This window comes from Streptosporangium carneum, from assembly GCF_027922005.1.
GTDB lineage: Bacteria > Actinomycetota > Actinomycetes > Streptosporangiales > Streptosporangiaceae > Streptosporangium > Streptosporangium carneum.
The window spans coordinates 93,928-110,912 of sequence record NZ_BSEV01000027.1; the positions used below are offsets into that span (position 1 = coordinate 93,928).

General features: G+C 70.5%; 12 protein-coding genes. 7 read left to right on the forward strand and 5 right to left on the reverse strand.

The window, feature by feature from the left end; all coding sequences use genetic code 11:
• Positions 1-749: 749 nt before the first annotated feature.
• On the reverse strand, positions 750-1,310 hold the full coding sequence (locus tag PKF00_RS36395) for a GNAT family N-acetyltransferase (RefSeq protein WP_271222273.1): 561 nt from the start codon (positions 1,308-1,310) through the stop codon (positions 750-752).
• 491 nt (positions 1,311-1,801) lie between these two features.
• Here PKF00_RS36395 and PKF00_RS36400 point away from each other — a divergent pair, with 491 nt between their 5' ends.
• Both PKF00_RS36400 and PKF00_RS36405 read left to right on the forward strand, forming a co-directional pair.
• Positions 1,802-2,452, forward strand: a complete 651-nt coding sequence (locus PKF00_RS36400) for a lysophospholipid acyltransferase family protein (protein WP_271222274.1) — start codon at positions 1,802-1,804, stop codon at positions 2,450-2,452.
• 91 nt (positions 2,453-2,543) lie between these two features.
• A complete protein-coding gene (locus tag PKF00_RS36405; protein WP_271222275.1) occupies positions 2,544-4,175 on the forward strand; it encodes a penicillin-binding transpeptidase domain-containing protein in 1,632 nt (543 codons plus the stop codon).
• A gap of 25 nt (positions 4,176-4,200) precedes the next feature.
• On the opposite strand, the gene PKF00_RS36410 is transcribed toward PKF00_RS36405, so the two are convergent.
• Positions 4,201-4,482 carry a DUF3040 domain-containing protein gene (locus PKF00_RS36410; protein WP_271222276.1) on the reverse strand — a complete coding sequence of 94 codons (282 nt, stop codon included), beginning with the start codon at positions 4,480-4,482 and terminating at the stop codon, positions 4,201-4,203.
• A 296-nt stretch (positions 4,483-4,778) separates the two neighbouring features.
• Between PKF00_RS36410 and PKF00_RS36415 the strand changes: the two genes are divergently transcribed.
• The 3 genes from PKF00_RS36415 (at position 4,779) to PKF00_RS36425 (ending at position 9,733) form a co-directional block, all read left to right on the forward strand.
• Positions 4,779-7,943 (forward strand): S41 family peptidase, encoded by a 3,165-nt coding sequence (locus PKF00_RS36415; protein ID WP_271222285.1) that lies wholly within the window; start codon positions 4,779-4,781, stop codon positions 7,941-7,943.
• A gap of 69 nt (positions 7,944-8,012) precedes the next feature.
• A complete protein-coding gene (locus PKF00_RS36420) occupies positions 8,013-8,492 on the forward strand; it encodes a MarR family winged helix-turn-helix transcriptional regulator (RefSeq protein ID WP_271222277.1) in 480 nt (159 codons plus the stop codon).
• 11 nt (positions 8,493-8,503) lie between these two features.
• Positions 8,504-9,733 (forward strand): epoxide hydrolase family protein, encoded by a 1,230-nt coding sequence (locus PKF00_RS36425; protein WP_271222278.1) that lies wholly within the window; start codon positions 8,504-8,506, stop codon positions 9,731-9,733.
• Positions 9,734-9,783: 50 nt separating this feature from the next.
• Here the strand turns inward: PKF00_RS36425 and PKF00_RS36430 are convergent, their stop codons facing one another.
• Positions 9,784-11,802: an elongation factor G gene (locus PKF00_RS36430; protein ID WP_271222279.1), complete on the reverse strand. Its 2,019-nt coding sequence runs from the start codon at positions 11,800-11,802 to the stop codon at positions 9,784-9,786.
• A gap of 173 nt (positions 11,803-11,975) precedes the next feature.
• Positions 11,976-12,932: a helix-turn-helix transcriptional regulator gene (locus PKF00_RS36435; protein WP_271222280.1), complete on the reverse strand. Its 957-nt coding sequence runs from the start codon at positions 12,930-12,932 to the stop codon at positions 11,976-11,978.
• A 79-nt stretch (positions 12,933-13,011) separates the two neighbouring features.
• Between PKF00_RS36435 and PKF00_RS36440 the strand changes: the two genes are divergently transcribed.
• Together PKF00_RS36440 and PKF00_RS36445 are read left to right on the forward strand one after the other, a co-directional pair.
• Positions 13,012-13,752 (forward strand): alpha/beta fold hydrolase, encoded by a 741-nt coding sequence (locus tag PKF00_RS36440; protein ID WP_271222281.1) that lies wholly within the window; start codon positions 13,012-13,014, stop codon positions 13,750-13,752.
• A gap of 230 nt (positions 13,753-13,982) precedes the next feature.
• The gene (locus PKF00_RS36445; protein ID WP_271222282.1) at positions 13,983-14,675 is read left to right on the forward strand and encodes an aspartate/glutamate racemase family protein; all 693 of its coding nucleotides are present in this window, start codon (positions 13,983-13,985) and stop codon (positions 14,673-14,675) included.
• A gap of 49 nt (positions 14,676-14,724) precedes the next feature.
• On the opposite strand, the gene PKF00_RS36450 is transcribed toward PKF00_RS36445, so the two are convergent.
• The gene (locus tag PKF00_RS36450; protein WP_271222283.1) at positions 14,725-16,773 is read right to left on the reverse strand and encodes an ATP-binding protein; all 2,049 of its coding nucleotides are present in this window, start codon (positions 16,771-16,773) and stop codon (positions 14,725-14,727) included.
• Positions 16,774-16,985 lie beyond the last annotated feature (212 nt).

Consider the following 16,985-nt stretch of genomic DNA (forward strand, 5'->3'; position numbering starts at 1 on the left):
GGTCGTTTCGGGCCGCCCTCGCCCCGGCGCCGCTCCCGCCGCCCGTCCGGCTGCCTCTTTAGTTGGACCAGGTGTAACCGTTGGTGGAAGCCTGGCCTCCGGTGGGCGGCTCGTCCACGGCGTGAGCCGGGCTCGCGAGCGCGATACCCGCAGCGACAGCTGCCGCGGTGATGAGTATTTTCGTTGCCCAGTTCCTTGAAACCATGGTTTACCTCCGATTATGAAATCCCAGGTACGGAAGTGATCGTACATATGGCATTGAACCCCGACAAGAGCGCAATCTAGGCATATCCCATTACGCGAATTACGGCTTTAGTGAATTCCGGTGGACGGCAGGATAGGCAGACTCGCTTCGGGCTCGGGAAGCCAGGCGACGTCGGGGGCGGCGGGGGCGGCGGGTTGCGCGGTCATGGTGAGAATCCGCTCCGGCTCCGCCTGCGAAGGAGCATCGGGGGACCGGTCGCATGAGGCCGCCTCGGCATCACTTGAGAACTCGACTGGCATAGGCCTAGAAAGTAGGGCGAATCCGCCGTCTGGTTCAGCTCGAAGAGCCAACCGGTTCAGTCCTGAGCGTTGTCTTGGGCCGGAAAGTACCGGCTTCCCCGCTTGTCCGAACAGACGGAGATCACGATCAGGGGGAGCCAGGACGTTCCACGCCGGTTTGATCTACGTGCGATCACTACGCGATGAACCCGCGAGACGGCTCACCGCCCCTCCGCCCCTCGCCGTAGCTCCGGGCCGTGACCCCGTCAGCGCGTGACCGCCCCCCGGCCACGCCGCCAGGCGTCGCGGCCGAGACGGTACAGCACGTGCGGCCGCAGCCGATGCCCCTCGGGGAGCAGCGGGTGGTCGAAGTCGTCCGCAGGGTCCCTGACCATGCCCAGGCGCTCCATCACCGCCCTGGAGCGCAGGTTGGAGACCGCCGTCAGGGAGACGATCTCCTCCAGACCCCCCACGCCGAACCCGTGCTCGAACGCCGCAGCGGCCGCCTCGCCGGCGTAGCCGTGCCCCCAGGCCGCGCGGGCCAGCCGCCAGCCGATCTCGAGCGCCGGGGTGAAACGCGCCTCGAAGGTCTGCCAGGCCAGCCCGGTGAAGCCGACGAACTCCCCCGTGGCGCGCACCTGCAGCGCCCACAACCCGTAACCGTGTTCCTCGAAGGCCGACTCGATCCGGTCGACCATGGCGTCGGACTGCTCGCGGCTGAGCGTGGCCGGGAACTGCTCCATCACCTCGGGGTCGGCGTTCATCGCCGCGAACGGCTCCCGGTCCTCGCTGCGCCACCTGCGCATGATCAGACGTTCGGTCTCCACGAAACTGACTCCTGTCATCCGGCGTGGTCTCGGAAACCGTACGGCACGGGAGCGTGGGACCCCGTCGGCCAAAGCGGGTAAGGGCCCACGCCTCGGGCTCCTGACCTGCGGAGACGCACCGATGCCGGTACCGCCTGACACGCCGGGGAGGCGGATGCGGAATAACCATCGGCGGACGTCCGTTAGAGTGATCGTGCCGATGTGGTTTGTGTCCCCCGGGCCGCAAATTACCGCCTTCACGGAATACCGTTCGGCTGGAGCCGTGTTGTGCCTCTCGCCGAGGAGGCGACCGCCACATCGGCACTAAACGTTCACGCCCCGCGAGAGCTCCCGCTCTCGCGGGGCGTTTGTTTTTGAGGTTTCGTCCTGGAAAACCCCTCTCCTTTTGGAGGATTGCTACAAACATAAAGGGGCCGCTTGTGCGGGTGCGCACACCCGTGGGCTGTCGGCTCACCACTTAGTGTGGTGAGCCCGTCCTCTGAGGAGAGCCCGTGCTCTATCGCCTGACCAAGGTCGTCAGCGCCCCCTTCCTGCATCTGCTGTGGCCGACCTCGGTCATCGGAGCCGAGCACGTGCCGGGTTCCGGACCGGCCATCATGGCCTCCAACCACCTGTCGGTGCTGGACTCCACCTTCCTGCCGCTTGTGCTCCCCCGTCAGGTGCGCTTCGTCGCCAAGGCCGAGTACTTCACCGGCAACCCCGTCACCGCGACGTGGATGCGGGCCACCGGGCAGATCCCCATCGACAGGCAGAGCCCCACCGCGGCCCAGGACATGCTGGACGCGGCGGCCCAGGTGCTCAAGGACGGCGAGTTGTTCGGCATCTACCCCGAGGGCACCCGCTCCCCCGACGGCCGCCTCTACCGGGGCAAGATCGGCGTCGCCTGGCTGGCCCTGGCGACCGGGGCCCCGGTCATCCCGGTGGCGATGCGCGGCACCGACAAGGTGCTGCCGATCGGCTCCTCGGTGCCCAGGCTCGGCCGCGTCGGGGTGCGGATCGGCAAGCCCGTGACGTTCACCGGCTCCCACACCGACGCCCGTGACCGCCGCCGGGTGACCGACGAGATCATGGCGGCGATCCGGGAGCTGTCAGGGCAGGAGTACGTGGCGAGTTACGCTCCCAGCCGCAGCAAGGACGCCTAAACTAACTAGACAACTGACTATCTGTCGACGCATATCAGGTCGGTCACGCTAGGCTGCGGCCTTTGGGGCATCGAGGACTGGGGGCAAATCAGTGCCGCGTGGCAAGACGATCGCGATCACTTCGACAGCCGTCGTGCTGGTGGCGGGGGCCGCGGGCGGAGGCGCATGGTGGTTCCTGCACACCAGGGGCACTCCCCAGGAGACCGCGCAGCGATTCGTCGCGGCCTGGCAGGCCGGTGACCTGAACGCCATGCGCGCCGAGCTCGGCGCGCAGAACCCGGCGTTCGACAAGACCTATCAGGACATGCGCAAGAACCTGGCCGTCGAGACGGCCGAGATGCGGCTGAACTCGGTCAAGGAGACCGGGGACGGCACCGGCCAGGCCGCGTACACCGCCGCCCTGAGACTGCGCGACATCGGCGAGTGGAGCTACTCTGGCACCCTCGACCTGGCGGTCGTCGACCACCACTGGCGGGTCAAGTGGTCGCCCTCCGCCGTGCACCCCCGCCTGACCGACGGCGCCTCGTTCGCGCTGAAGACCAAGTGGCCGGAGCGGGCACGGATCACCGCCGCGGGCGGTGAGCGCATCGACGGCGGCACCGCGGGCGGTTCGGTCCAGCAGCTCGTCGGCTATCTCGACAAGGCCACGGAAAAGGACGTCAAAACCCTCGGCGCCCCCTACAAGGCGGGTGACGCGATCGGCAGAGGCGGGCTGCAGCAGACCTTCCAGCAGCACCTGGCGGGCGCCCCCGCCACCGAGATCCAGATCGTCGGCGCCGACCGCAAGACGATCAAGTCCGTGGGCGAGATCGACGGCAAGGACGGCAAGGACCTCAAGACCAGCCTGGACCTGCGGGTTCAGCGCGCCGCCGCCGACGCGGTCCGCGACCTGAAGCAGACCGCCTCACTGGTGGCGATCAGGCCGTCCACCGGTGAGATCCTCGCCGTGGCGAACAACCAGGGCGGGTTCAACCGCGCTCTGGACGGCAACTACCCTCCCGGATCGACGTTCAAGGCGATCACCGCGATCGGGCTGCTGGCGAGCGGGATGACCCCCGGCGAGCAGGTCACCTGCCCCAAGGACGTCACCGTCGGCGGCCTGCCGATCCGCAACTCCCACCACGCGGGCTACGGCGCGGTGACCTTCTCCGACGCCTTCGCCTACTCCTGCAACACCACCTTCGCCCCGCTGGCCCAGGAACGCCTCGGCGCCGACAAGCTGGTGCGCGCCGCGGAGCTTTTCGGCTTCAACAAACCGCTCAACATCGGCGTCCCCGCCGCGAAGGGGAGCTTCCCCAAGGCCCAGAGCGGCGCCGAACTCGCCGCGGAGTCCTTCGGCCAGGGCCGGATCACCGCCAGCCCGCTGCTCATGGCCTCGGTCGGCGCGGCGCTGGCCGACGGCACCTGGCGTCCTCCGACGCTGGTGCCGTCCATCGAGCAGAAGGCCGAGCCGCAGGAGCTTCCCTCCGGCGTCCTGCCCAAGATCCACCAGATGATGTCCGCGGTGGTCACCAAGGGCACCGCCAAGGACGCGCGCCTGCCCTCCGGCACCCGAGGCAAGACCGGCACGGCCGAGTTCGGCCCGCAGGACGACCTCAAGACCCACGCCTGGTTCATGGGCTTCCGCGGCGACCTGGCCTTCGCGGTGATCGTCGAGGAGGGCTCGGGCGGCGGCGCGGTCGCCGCGCCGGTGGCCGCGAGCTTCCTGCGCACCCTGGGCTGACTCGCGAAAGGGCCGCCCGGAAAGCTCAGAGCGGAAGGGCCGCGGCGGCCTCGTGGCGCAGGACCAGGACGAGCAGCGTGGCGATCAGGGTCGCGATCAGCATCCAGCTGACCATGATGATGATCGTCGTCCGGCGCGGCCCTCTGGAGACACGACCGTCCCGCGAGCGGCGTTTGCGGCGGCCCTGCTCCTTGCGCTGGACACGCTCGTTGAACGACTCGAGTCGCGCCGCCAGCCGCGGATCCTCATCGGTGAGGTGACGCTCGATCTGCAGCAGCATTCGCTCCTCGTCTTGCGACCAGGCCATGCCGTACCTCCCCGGGACGCAAGGCGTGTGCCGATTTCCTGCCCAATCATAAAGATCGTTATCCATTTCCATGGTGGCGATTTACCGCTTCTTTCCAAGCCCGCCACCCTCGGAACGCAGGCCCCCGCCTGCGGTGCGGGCACCGGGCGGGCGGACGGGACGGACCGGCCCCACCTCCGGGCCGCGGCGGCGCGTACGGACGGCGGGACCGGCGCGCCCGCGTCCGCGACGGGCGTGAAATCATGATCGGAAGGCTGGGACGAGCCCCACGGTCGACCGATGACGGAGTGAGCACGATGTCCGCCTACCTGCGATTCCCGACGATCTTCGGCGACACGGTCGTCTTCGCCGCCGAGGACGACCTGTGGATGGTGCCCGCCGACGGCGGGCGGGCCTTCCGGCTGACCGCCGGGGTGGCCGAGGCGGCCTACCCCCGTTTCTCCCCGCGAGGCGACCAGCTCGCCTTCGTCGGCGGGGAGGAGGGCCCCGAGGAGGTCTACGTGATGCCCGCCGACGGCGGAGCCACCCGGCGGATCACCTTCCACGGCGCCCGTTCGATCGTCGCCGGCTGGGACCCCGAAGGCGCCGTCGTGTACGCCAGCGACGAGTCCCAGCCCTTCGAAGGGCACCGGTGGCTGCACCGGGTCACGCCCGACGGCGTCCCCGAGCGCCTGCCGTACGGTCCGGCGAACTCCATCTCCTACGGCCCGCAGATCGTGCTGGGCCGCAACACCGCCGACCCGGCCCGCTGGAAGCGATACCGGGGCGGGACGGCGGGCGAGCTGTGGATCGGGTCCGAACGCTTCCGGCGGCTCATCACCCTGCCCGGCAACCTGGCCTCCCCCTGCTGGATCGGCGACCGCGTCTACTTCATCTCCGACCACGAGGGCGTCGGCAACGTCTACTCCTGCGCCGCGGACGGCGCGGGCCTGCGCAGGCACTCCGACCACGGCGACTACTACGCCCGCAACCTGTCCGGCGACGGCCGCAGGCTGGTCTACCACGCCGGCGCCGAGCTCTATCTGGTCGAGGACGGCGAAGCCCGCCACGTCGAGGTCCGTCTGCACAGCTCCCGCACCCAGCGCAACCGCCGCTTCGCCCCCGCCGAGGACTTCCTCGAAAGCGCCACCCTCAGTCCCGACGGCAGCGGGCTGGCCGTCACCACCCGCGGCAAGGCCTTCTCCTTCGCCGCCTGGGAGGGGCCGGTGCGCCAGCACGGCGCGCCGTACGGCGTTCGCTACCGGCTGCTGAGCTGGCTGAACGACGGCGAACGGCTGGTGGCGGCGGCCAGCGACGACGGCGACCGGGAGGTGCTGGTCGTGCTCACCGCCGACGGCGGCGCCGAACCGGTGCGGCTCGACCATCTCGACACCGGGCGCGTCACCGCGCTGGAGGTCTGCCCCAAGGGCGACCGGGTCGCCGTCGCCAACCACCGCAACGAGCTGATCATGGTCGACCTGCCCGAGGACCGGGCCGCCCTGGCGCGGGGCGCCGTGGTCGACGGCAGCCGGTTCGGCGCGATCGAGGACCTCGCCTGGTCGCCCGACGGCCGCTGGCTCGCCTACGCCTGCCGCGACAGCGCGCAGACCACGGCGGTCAAGCTGTGCCGCGCCGAGACCGGCGAGACGTTCTTCGCCACCCGCCCCGTGCTGTGGGACTCCAGCCCCAGCTTCGACCCCGGCGGCGACTACCTCTACTTCGTCGGCCAGCGCGTCTTCAACCCGGTCTACGACGAGCTCCAGTTCGCCCTGGGCTTCCCTCTCGGCTCACGCCCGTACGCCATCGGGTTGCGCGCGGACGTCGGCTCCCCCTTCGTCCCCGAACCCCGCCCCCTCGGCGACGACGATGACGAGGAGGAGGAAGGCGAGGAGGAGACCGAGATCGTCATCGACCTCGACGGCATCGAGAACCGCGTCGTCACCTTCCCCGTCCCCGAGGGCCGCTACGACCGCGTCGCCGGGATCAAGGGCAAGGTCGTCTACCTGACCTTCCCCGTCGAGGGCAGCCTCGGCGACGACTACGCCGACTCCTCCGACGGCACGCTGCACGTCTACGACTTCGCCACGCAGAAACAGGAGACGCTGGCCGGGGACGTCTCGGAGTTCCAGCTCGGCCGTGACGGCGCCACCCTGCTCTACCAGTCGGGAAGACGCCTGCGCGTGATCAAGGCGGGCGAGACGCCCGAGGACGACGACACGCCGGGCCGGACGAGCGGCTGGGTCGACCTGTCACGCGTCAAGGTGTCGATCCGCCCTGAGGCCGAGTGGCGGCAGATGTTCCGCGAGACGTGGCGGCTGCAACGGGAGAACTTCTGGGCCCAGGACATGGCGGGTGTCGACTGGGACGGCGTCTACGAGCGCTACCTGCCGCTGGTCGACCGGGTCACCACCCGCGGGGAGTTCTCCGACCTGCTGTGGGAGGTCCTCGGCGAGCTGGGCACCTCCCACGCCTACGAGAGCGGCGGCGCCTACCGGTCCAGGCCGCACTACCGGCAGGGCAAGCTCGGCGTCGACTGGTCCTACGAGGACGGCCGCTACCGCATCGCCGCGATCGTCGGCGGCGACCGCTGGGACCCCGAGGCGACCTCGCCGCTCAACCGCCTGGGAGTGGACGTACGGCCCGGCGACGTGGTGGTCGCCGTCAACGGCCAGCCCGTCGGCGAGTCGGCGAGCCCGGACGAACGGCTGGTCAACCAGGCCGACCAGGAGGTCCAGCTCACCGTCATGCGCGGCGACGACAGGCGGACCGTCACCGTCAGGGCCGTCGGCGACGAGCAGCCGGGCCGCTACCGCGACTGGGTCGAGGCCAACCGGGCGCACTGCCACGAACGCAGCGGGGGACGCGTCGGCTACCTGCACATCCCCGACATGGGGCCGGACGGCTACGCGGAGTTCCACCGCGGTTTCCTCACCGAGCACGACCGCGAGGGCCTGGTCGTGGACGTGCGGTTCAACGGCGGCGGGCACGTGTCGGCGCTGCTGCTGGAGAAGCTCGCCCGCCGCCGCCTCGGCTACAACTTCCCCCGCTGGGGCGTGCCCGAGCCCTACCCCGACGAGTCGCCGCGCGGCCCCATGGTCGCGGTCACCAACGAGTGGGCGGGCTCCGACGGCGACATCTTCAGCCACACCTTCAAGCTGCTCGGCCTGGGCCCGCTGATCGGCAAGCGCACCTGGGGCGGGGTGATCGGCATCTGGCCCCGGCACCAGCTGGCCGACGGCACGGTCACCACCCAGCCCGAGTTCTCCTTCGCCTTCGACGACGTGGGCTGGCGCGTGGAGAACTACGGGACCGACCCCGACATCGAGGTCGACATCACCCCGCAGGACTACGCGCGAGGCGTGGACACCCAGCTCGACAAGGCGATCGAGGTCGCACTGGAACGCCTGATCATGTATCCGCCGCACACGCCGAACCCCGCCGACCGGCCCCGTCTCTCGATCCCCCGCCTGCCGCCACGCTGACGGGCGAGCGCCGGGACGCCCCGCCAGATTAGATAAGCAACTTAAATAAGTTACTGATATATTTGGATCATGTCGCCGCATGAGCCGCCTGACGGCCTCGACACGGAGGACCTCGCCCTCGCCCTGGAGAAGTTCACGGGAATCTTCATCCGCCTGGCGTCGGTGGAGAAGATGAGCTTCACCACGCTGGGGGTGCTGCACACCCTGGCCGGCAGGGGCCCGCTGCGCCTGTCGGAGCTGAAGGCGAGCGAGCAGGTCACCCAGCCGGCGATCACCCAGCTCGTCACCCGCCTCGAACGCGACGGCCTGGTCCGGCGACGCCCCGACCCCACGGACGGCCGGGCGGTGCTGGTGCACCTCACTCCCGCGGGCGCCCAGGTGGTCGACAAACGCCGCAGGGACCGCGTCGACCGCCTGACCGCTCTGACCCGGCGCCTGAGCACACCTCAGCGGCAGGCGGTCGCCGCGGCGCTGCCCGCGCTGCTGGAGATGGCCGAGCTCGGCGCCCAGGTCCTGGACGAGCCGCCCGCCTCCTCCCCTCCCCGGTAAGGAACCACGCCATGGCCACCGATGCCTTCCCTCTGGAACCCGACCCGATCCACGTGCCCGACCAGGTCCTGGACGACCTGCGGACACGGCTGAGCCTGACCCGTCCGCCGCTGGACGAGGCCAACGAGGACTGGTCCTACGGCGTTCCCAGCGCCTACCTGCACGAACTGGTCACCTACTGGCGCCAGGAGTACGACTGGCGCAGGGCCGAGGCCGCGATCAACGCCTACGAGCACTACCGGGTGACCGTCGACGGCACACCTGTGCACTTCATGCGCAAAGCCGGTGTGGGCCCCCGCCCTGTCCCGCTGATCCTCACCCACGGCTGGCCGTGGACGTTCTGGCACTGGTCGAAGGTGATCGACCCGCTCGCCGACCCCGCCGCCTTCGGCGGCGACCCCGCGGACGCCTTCGACGTCATCGTCCCCTCCCTGCCCGGTTTCGGATTCCCCGGACCGCTCACCGGCCACCCGGACATCAACTTCTGGAAAGTCGCCGACCTGTGGCACACCCTCATGACCGACACCCTCGGCTACCCCGAGTACGCCGCGGGCGGATGCGACATCGGCGCCCTGATCTGCGGGCAGCTCGGCCACAAGTACGCCGGTGAACTGCACGCCATCCACATCGGCTCCGGCCAGAAGCTCACCATGTTCAACGGCGAGCGCGCCTGGGACTTCGCCCAGGGCCGCCCCATCCCCGACGACCTGCCCGCACCCGTCCGCGGGCAGGCCGTCGCCCTGGACCGGCGCTTCGCGGTGCACCTGGCCGCGCACGTCCTGGCCCCCTCCACGCTCGCCCACGCGCTGAGCGACTCCCCCGCCGGGCTGCTGGCCTGGCTTCTGGAGCGCTGGGACGCCTGGAGCGACAACGGCGGTGACGTCGAGACCGTCTTCACCAAGGACGACCTGATCACCCACACGATGATCTACTGGGTCAACAACGCCGTCGGCACCTCGATGCGTTACTACGCCAACGCCAACCGTCACCCCTGGACCCCCTCCCACGACCGCAGGCCCGTCGTCGAGGCGCCCACCGGCATCACCTTCGTCGGCTACGAGAACCCCCCTGGCGTGACCACCGACCAGCGCGTGCGGAGCTTCCTCGACAGCGACCGGGCCGGCTGGTACAACCACGTCAACCTCACCGCCCATGACCGCGGCGGTCACTTCATCCCCTGGGAGACGCCCGGCGCCTGGGTCGACGACCTCCGCCGGACCTTCCGCGACCGCCGGCCCTGAGCCCCGCCGGACGGAACGATCCGCCGCCCGTCCCCCGGCCCGGACAGACCCTAAACCCGGCGCACCACGTGCAGCAGGTACTCCTTGCGGTCGAGCGGGTTGTGGTCGGTCCTCCGCCTGGCCGGGGGCGTGCCGCGAACCGGCTCGTAGTGATCGAAGACGGACTCGAGCACTCCTTCACCGCGGGTCAGCCCCGGCAGCCGCCGGCTCAGCTCGTGCACCCCGGCCGCCGGGATCTCCCCCTCCACCAGGCAGGACGCCCCCCGCGTCACCGGCGTCCGCGGAACGGCGCGCAGCCGCGCCAGGACGGGCAGCAGCAGCCCGAAGGCGTCCGCGGGCACGTCGAGGCGGAAACGATGCATCGGCTCGCACACCACGGTGCCCGCCCGTTGCAGCGCGCTCATCACGACCAGCGGCGTCAGGTTGCGGAAGTCACCGGCGGTGCTCGACATGCTCTTGTCGAAGACGCCGCCCGAGTGGCTCTGCCGCGCCCAGTACCCCGAACGCGTCATCGTGACCGCGCAGTCGACGACCTGCCAGCCCCGGATCCCCTGTCCCAGGGTCTCCCGCACGCTCTCCTCGACGGCGTTGAAGAACGTCGGCGGCATCGACCCGGGCTCGACCTCGAGCCGGAACGTCACGCCGCCGCCGACCGCGGCCGGTTCGACGCGCAGCCCGACGGTCGCCAGGAACGGATTGGGCTCCTTGTCGATCGTCTCGGCGGCCGTGCCGACGCCGACGGGCCGTTCGACGCAGACCGTCGTCGTCTCGCGGAATGAGACGTCGAGGCCGTACTCCTCCGCCAGCGTCGCCTGGATGACCTCTTTCTGCACCTCGCCGTAGAGCGAGACGGAGATCTCCTGCCGGATCCGGTCCCGCCGCAGGTTGATCAGCGGGTCCTGCTCGGCGAGCCGGGCGAGCGCGACGTGCAGCGCGCCCCTGTCGGCGGCACGGCGGGCGACGACGACCGTCTCGAGGGTGGGAGGGGCGAAGTGACGGCGTCCGGAGGCCGCCCCTCGTGGCAGGCCGACCTCGTCGCCGATCCGGACGTCGCCGAGCCCCCGGAGCCTGCCGATCCGCCCTGCCTCGACCGAGGCGCGCGGGACCGCGGAGCCGTGCTCGAAGACGCTGATCGCGGTGACCTTCCCCTCGCCCTCGCCCTTCCCCTCCCCGTCTGCCCCGCCGTCCCGGCGGAACCGCAGCCGATCCCGCGTTCGCACCGTTCCCGAGAACATGCGGACGTAGGCGATCTTCTCCCCGTCCTGGCCGCGTTCGACCTTGAAGACGGCGCCGGAGACCGGCCCCGCGGCGTCGCCCTCGGTCGCGGGCAGCAACTCCACGATGCCGCCGACCAGCGCGTCCACCCCCGCTCCCGTGATCGCCGAGCCGAAGAACACCGGGTGCACCAGTGCCTGCCCGGTCTGCGCCACGAGCCCCTCACGCAGCCTGCGGTAGGAAAGCGCCCTCTCGTCGTCGAGGTAGGCGGCCACGAGCCCGTCGTCGTGCTCGGCGAGCGCGTCGGCCAGCCTGGTCGCGAAGGCGGCGTCGCCCGCGCCGTACGGTGTGAACTCGCAGCCGCGTGTGCCGAGGCCGCGCGTCGATCCCATCGCGACGATCTGCGGCGCCAGCTTCTCGGAGATGTCCCGCAGCACGGGCTCGTACCTCGCGCCACCACGGTCGATCTTGTTCACGAAGACGAGGGTGGGGATGCGCAGCCGCCGCAGCGTCCGCATCAGAACGCGGGTCTGCGCCTGCACGCCCTCGACGGCGGAGACGACCAGCACGGCGCCGTCGAGCACGCTCAGCGCCCGCTCCACCTCGGCGATGAAGTCCGGGTGGCCCGGCGTGTCGATCAGGTTGACGGTGACGTCGTCGACGACGAACGACACGACCGCGGACTTGATCGTGATTCCGCGCCGCCGTTCCATTTCCAGGGAATCGGTCTGGGTGCTGCCGTCGTCGACGCTGCCGATCTCGTCGATGACGCCCGCGGCGTGGAGCAGCCGCTCGGTCAGGCTCGTCTTACCGGCGTCTACGTGCGCCAGGATCCCCAGATTCAACGTTCTCACCGAGCGTCATGTCCTTTGGATAGGTGGAAACTACCTTCGGGGTGGACATGAAGACCCCTCGCATGTGTGCCTCCTCGGTCGATCGGCTTCTGTGAGCAGTCCAGCAGACGCCCGCGCCGGGCGGCAACCGGTTTGTCGGCGGCCCGGCGGCGCGTGACGGCCGCCGGGAAGGCTCAGTCCGCGGTACGGCCCGCGGCCTCGACCAGCCGTGCGGCCAGTGCCCTGACCTCGGCGCGCAGCTCGTCCGGCGTGACCACGGTGAACGGCCAGCCGAGCCCGGCCAGCAGCTGCGCCATCCCCTCCAGCCGCTCGGCCCTGGTCTCCAGCAGCACCCCCTGCGGCGTCTGGGCCAGCGTCGCCGTCGAGGCGGGGATCCGCCTGGCCGCCTCCTCCACCGTCGTCTCCAGCAGCACCCTCACCTCGTGCCGGTACGGCACCGCCGCCAGCGACCTGACCACGTGCGCCACCGGGTCGAACCCCTCGGGCGGCTCGAATCCCCGATCGGTGGAGGCCGCGTCCGCCACCCGGTCGACCCGGAAGGTCCTCCTCTCGCCGCTGGCGTGGTCGAGCCCGGCGACGTACCAGCGCCCCGCGTGGAACACGATCCCGTAGGGGTCCAGGTCGCGCTCGGAGACCTCGCCCCGCCACGACCGGTAGGCCAGCCGCACCGTGTGACGCCTGCGGGCGGCGTCTGCCAGCGCCAGCAGCGGCCCGGCCTTCGGCGCGTTCACCGGCGCCGGGGTCCCGGTGTGCTCCAGCGTCGCGGAAACCGCCTCGACGCGTTCGCGCAGCGCCCGGGGAAGCACCCGCTGGATCTTGGCCAGCGCGCTCTCCGTCGCCGCCTGCCCCACCGCCAGGCCGGTGCGCCGCCCGGCCAGCAGGCCGAGCGTCACGGCGGTGGCCTCGTCGTCGGTGAGCATCAGCGGCGGCAGCCGGTAACCGGGCAACAGCCGGTAACCGCCGTAACGGCCCCTTTCCGCCTCCACCGGCACCCCGAGCTCCGACAGCCGCACCGCGTAACGACGCACCGTGCGCTCGTCGACCTCCAGCCGCGCGGCCAGTTCGGGACCGGTCAGCCCCGGGCTGGCCTGCAACATCTCCAGCAGGGCGAGTACCCGGGTGACCGTCATGAAAAACCCCCAAAAATCAGGACTGAATCTGTCCGGATTCGATCCTAGGGTGAAACCACACGACGAAGGAGAACACGAAATGAGCACCTACGTTCTGGTTCCCGGCTTCTGGCTCGGCGGCTGGGCATGGGAGAAGGTCGCCGCGCACCTGCGCGAGGCGGGCCACGACGTCCACCCGGTCACCCTCACCGGCCTCGGCGACCGGGCGCACCTGGCGGGCCCGGACGTCGACCTCGACACCCACATCCAGGACATCGTCAACGTCATCGTCTACGCCGACCTGCGCGAGGTGATCCTCGTCGCGCACAGCGGCGCGGGCGCCCCCGTCACCGGCGCCGCCGACCGCGTCCCCGAACGCGTCTCCCGCGTCGTCTACCTCGAAAGCGGCCCGCAGGCCGACGGCACGAGCCACATGGACCTCCACGAGCCCGAGTGGAGGGCCTTCATCGAAAAGCGGGTCGCCGAGCACGGCGACGGAACCGGCTACCCCCTCCCGGCCTGGGAGGAGCAGGAGAAGGCCGGAGCCAGCCTGGAAGGCCTGGGCCCCCGCGAACGGGAGTGGTTCGCCTCCCGCGCGACCGCGCAGCCGTACGCGGCCATGACCCAGCCGCTGAAGCTCACCGGCGGCGCGGCGGGACTGCGGAAGACGCTCATCACCTGCTCCTTCCCGCTGGAACAGGTTCACGCGATGATCGCGGCGGGACACCCCTTCTTCGCCGCGCTCGCCGGCCCCGAGTGGAGCTTCGCGGCCCTGCCCACCGGCCACTGGCCCATGTTCTCCAAGCCCGAGGAGACCGCCGCCGTGCTCGCCGCCCTGTAGGGGCTCGGCGGAGCGGCACACCGCGGGTGCGCTTCGGTCAGGAACCGGACAGCCAATGGCCTGGAAACCGGTCAGGCGAAGAGCCGACACGCGGCAGGCTGGTCCTGTGGCGGCGAACACCGTGTGGCCGACGGTGCGGCCGGTCGCCGAACGGCTGAACAGCTTTTGGTCTGCCAAATGAGCAGGCGCTCCGTCTAGCCTGCCGGCACAGGCTGGCGAAACGGAGTTCCATGCGCACTATCGGTCTCATCGGCGGGTTGAGCTGGGAATCGACGATGATCTACTACCAGGTCATCAACCAGCGGGTACGCGAACGACTCGGCGGCAGCCATTCCGCCAACAGCCTCATCTGGTCGGTCGACTACACGACCGTCGAGGATCTCATCTTCGCCGACCGCTGGGACGAGGTGAGTACGCTGCTGGCCGGTGCGGGCAGGAAACTGGAGGATCTCGGCGCCGACCTCCTGCTCATCTGCAGCAACACCTTCAACCGGGTGAACGACGACGTGGAGCGGACCGTGAGCGTGCCCGTGCTGCACATCGCCGACGCCCTGGGCGCCGAGGTCCGCGCCAGGGGCATGCGCAAGGTCGGTCTGCTGGGCACCCGCTTCACCATGGAGCAGCCCTTCTACCGGGAGCGGCTGGCCGCCCACGGCTTCGACGTGGTCGTCCCGCGGCGTGAGCAGCGGGAACTGGTCCATCACGTGATCTTCGACGAACTGGTGCGCGGGGTGCTCCGGACATCGTCCAGGGACGCGTACGCCCAGATCATCGGTGATTTCGCAGACGACGGCGCTGAAGGCGTCATCCTCGGCTGCACGGAGATCGAGCTGCTGATCAGTGAGAAGGACAGCGTCATCCCGGTGCTGCCGAGCGCTCGGCTGCACGCGGAGGCGGCGGCCGGCCTCGCGCTTGCCGACTGACACGCCCTCGGTCGCGTTCGTCCCCGCCGCGCCGGCACGATGTGGCGGCTCAGCTGGATCGGTACGCCGGTGTGCCGGCGCCGTACAGTTCCCGGCGCCACAGGTCGGCGCAGACATGTTCGACACCGGCCGTCAGATGGCGGCGGTAGGTGGTGAAAGGGAGGCCGAGTCGTTCCGCGGCCAGCTCCTGGGTGGGCGTGCCGCGGAGGAAGGTGACCGACAGCGCCCGGTGGAACTTGACCGAGCGCGGATCCTCACGCAGGTCGTCGATCGCCTGGCGGAGCAGGTCACCCAGTGCCGTGGCCGGATCCTGCCCGGCCCGCTCGGCGATCAGCCTGGTGCGCGTCAGCGGGGAAGCGGCCAGCGCGTCCCGCCGCGGCAACCGGCGCAACGCCTTGCGAACCGCCTCGGCGAACTCCGCCTGCGACAGCACCGCCAGTTTCGCCGGCGCGGCACCCGGGCCACCGGCAGGCCCCGCGACGAGCAGTCGGCTCATCCGCTCCAGCCACGCCTGCGCCGGCACCGCACGCCAGTCATGAACGAACAGGCTGTACGCGTCATCCCCCGGCCGCGGCCGCTCGGAGATGTCACGCATCCCGTAATGCCGTAAACGCTCCACCCACGCTTGGTTCGGCTGCCATATCTCGACATATGACCATGCCATCCGCTCGGACCGCAGACAATTGCCGATCACTCGCCACTGGATCACATCCATCACCGGCGAGTTCCCGCGATACGGCGGCAGCGCCCACAGCCTGCTGACCGTCAAATGCTCACCGGCGCGCAACGGCGTGGTGGCACGCGCGTGCGCCCACGCCATGGCCACGATGGGATCGGCCCTCAGCTCCTCCTCGTCGAGTTCCGTCAACCGCAACCACGCGGAGAAGGCCACGGGCTCGCCGGTTTCGGTCCGCCGATACAGCCGGAACGCCTCCGGCCGGCGTTCCGCCCAGAAGGCGGCGCAGGCCGCGTCTTTCGCCGCCACCCGGAGCAGCGTCCCGAGGTCCTCCTCCCGCAGCGGCTCCTCCTGGAACCCGCCCTCGTCGTGGCGGCCGTGGGAGCCGGGCGGCGCGTCGGTGTCGCGGTGCAGGTAGGACAGTGCCGCCACCGCGCCGAGCACGTCCGCGTCGCTCGCCGTGCGCACCCTCTTCGCCAGATGCGCGTGGATGCGGTCGTGCATCACCGCGTACCCCTCGGGGTCCCGCCACCGCAGGTCCGCCTCCAGCGCCTCCCGCACCACGTCATGCGGAAACAGCCCGAGGCTGCTCGACTCCACGAACGGCAACCGCCGCAACCACCGGAACAACGTCCCGGCGTCCTCCGGAAAGGCCACGCGCAGCAGGTCCTCCGTCGTCGTGTACGCGTGCGCGCAGATCTCCAGGGCATGCCGATGCGCCGCCGAAGGCAACTCGCCCACCAGATGATCCAGCAACGTGGCCACCACGTCCTGATTCGGCGTCCACCGCCGGCCGGCCCCGCCGTTCTTCACCGCCGCGGCCGCCCCCAGCAGCAGCGCCAGTGGATGACCACCGGCGAAGGCCAGCAGCGGCTCGCGCGACTCGGCCGGCACCCCGGAGAAATCCATCAGTGCCTGCGCGTCCGCGGTCCGCAGGTCGCGCAGCGGCAGCACCTCCAGCGCCCCCGCCCATCCCGGATCCGCCTGCCACCGCATATCCGGCGGGTTTCGCCCCGCGATCACCACCAGCGCCCCCATGGGCGCCCGCGGCAGGAACCGCTCGCGCAGCCATCCCTCCAAGCCCTGAACTCGTTCGAAGTCGTCGATCAGCAGCACCGCGTCCGCATCGCGAAACACCAGCTCGGTCTCAGCCTCGGACGCCGCAGGCGACGGCTCCAACACGCGCCCGTCCACCATGGACACCGGCCGCCCCGCCACCGCGGCCTCATGAGCGAACCGCCGCAACAAGGCCGACTTCCCGATGCCGCCGGGACCGTGCACGTACAGAACGCTGCAGCCGCCGCCGTACAACGCCGCGTTGAAGACCGCGACCTCCTCCTCCCGCCCCACGAACGCCGTCTCGCGCGCTGCCTGCAGACGCCATCCCAGCAATCCGGACTTGTCGATACTCCTCGACGACATGCCTCTAACCCCTCTCCGAACGCCCGGTCGATCATGAGTGGACCCGGACCTGGGCTATATCTGGTCCCTGTTCTCGATCACGTGGCCCACGCCGGGGTGGGGTCGTCGTGCCGGTGGCGTGCCGCCGCTGTCCGGGCGGTGCTCGAAGTGCCACCACTCGTTGTCGTAGATGCGGTAGAGGTCGTAGCGGGCGCCGTGTTCCTCGAGCCAGC

Coding starts and splice junctions, on each gene's coding strand:
- PKF00_RS36425 (WP_271222278.1), top strand. CDS start 8,504: ATGGCCACCGATGCCTTCCCTCTGGAACCCGACCCGATCCACGTGCCC.
- PKF00_RS36435 (WP_271222280.1), bottom strand. CDS start 12,932: ATGACGGTCACCCGGGTACTCGCCCTGCTGGAGATGTTGCAGGCCAGC.
- PKF00_RS36445 (WP_271222282.1), top strand. CDS start 13,983: ATGCGCACTATCGGTCTCATCGGCGGGTTGAGCTGGGAATCGACGATG.
- PKF00_RS36415 (WP_271222285.1), top strand. CDS start 4,779: ATGTCCGCCTACCTGCGATTCCCGACGATCTTCGGCGACACGGTCGTC.
- PKF00_RS36410 (WP_271222276.1), bottom strand. CDS start 4,482: ATGGCCTGGTCGCAAGACGAGGAGCGAATGCTGCTGCAGATCGAGCGT.
- PKF00_RS36440 (WP_271222281.1), top strand. CDS start 13,012: ATGAGCACCTACGTTCTGGTTCCCGGCTTCTGGCTCGGCGGCTGGGCA.
- PKF00_RS36450 (WP_271222283.1), bottom strand. CDS start 16,773: ATGTCGTCGAGGAGTATCGACAAGTCCGGATTGCTGGGATGGCGTCTG.
- PKF00_RS36420 (WP_271222277.1), top strand. CDS start 8,013: ATGTCGCCGCATGAGCCGCCTGACGGCCTCGACACGGAGGACCTCGCC.